Consider the following 1,130-nt stretch of genomic DNA (forward strand, 5'->3'; position numbering starts at 1 on the left):
ATCGCGTTTCGTGAGGTCGGAGCCGCGGGGTCGGGCGCTTGCGTATATGCGGGGTCTGATCGCGCCGTTGGAGCGGAAGAACGGCTGGACTCTGGCGGAACGGGCGGGTGACCGGCTACCGATCGGGATGCAGCGCCTGCTGGGCGAGGCGGACTGGGACGCGGAAGCGGTCCGTGACGACGTGCGGGACTACGTCGTCGAGACCATCGGCGACAAGGGTGCGGTCCTGATCGGCGACGACACCGGCTTCCTGAAGAAGGGCGTGCGCTCGGCAGGCGTCCAGCGGCAGTATTCCGGCACCGCCGGACGTACCGAAAACTGCCAGGTCGGCACGTTCCTGGCCTATGCCTCGCCCAAGGGGCGGGCCCTGATTGACCGGGAACTGTATCTGCCCGCCTCGTGGACGGACGACCGCGAGCGATGCCGTGACGCGGGAATCCCCGACGAGGTCTACTTCGCGACGAAGACCGAACACTTCAAGGCGATGCTCGTCCGTGCGGTGGAGGCCGGCGTCCCGTTCGCGTGGGTCACAGCGGACGAGGCCTACGGGCAGTCGAAATCGTTGCGGTGTTGGATGGAACAACGGTCCATCAGCCATGTGATGTGTGTGAAGACCAGCGACACCGTCATCACCCGCGGCATGGGCGAACGTCGTGTCGACGACCTCGTCGCCGGCCTCGCGCCGCAGTCCTGGAAGCGCCTGTCCGCCGGTAAGGGATCCCACGGCGAGCGCATGTACCAGTGGGCGCGAATCCCGATCCGGATCTGGTGGGAGAACGGCCACGGCCACTGGGTCCTGGCCCGTCGCAGCCTCAAAGACCCGACCGACATCGCCTACTACGTCTGCTACGGACCTGCTGGCACCCGGATGAAAGACCTGGTCAGGGTTGCCGGCGCCCGCTGGGCTGTCGAAGAATGCTTCCAGACCGCCAAGGGCGAGTGCGGCCTGGACCACTACCAGGTCCGCCTCTACCACGCCTGGTACCGACACATCACCCTCGCTATGGCCGCCCTCGCTGCACTCGCCGCCGTCCGCGCCCACGAACTCTCAAAAGGGGAAACAGCGGTGGCCTGATACCGCTGTCCGTAGCGGAGATACGCCGCCTCATCGGCCACCTCCTCCATCCCCA

At 66.7% G+C, this 1,130-nt stretch carries 1 protein-coding gene; it reads left to right on the forward strand.

What is annotated here, in order from left to right:
- On the forward strand, positions 1-1,075 hold a 1,075-nt coding region (locus ADK55_RS15270; RefSeq protein ID WP_053679025.1), incomplete at its 5' end, for an IS701 family transposase.
- Positions 1,076-1,130 lie beyond the last annotated feature (55 nt).

It is taken from the genome of Streptomyces sp. WM4235 (genome assembly GCF_001279725.1).
Classification (GTDB): domain Bacteria; phylum Actinomycetota; class Actinomycetes; order Streptomycetales; family Streptomycetaceae; genus Streptomyces.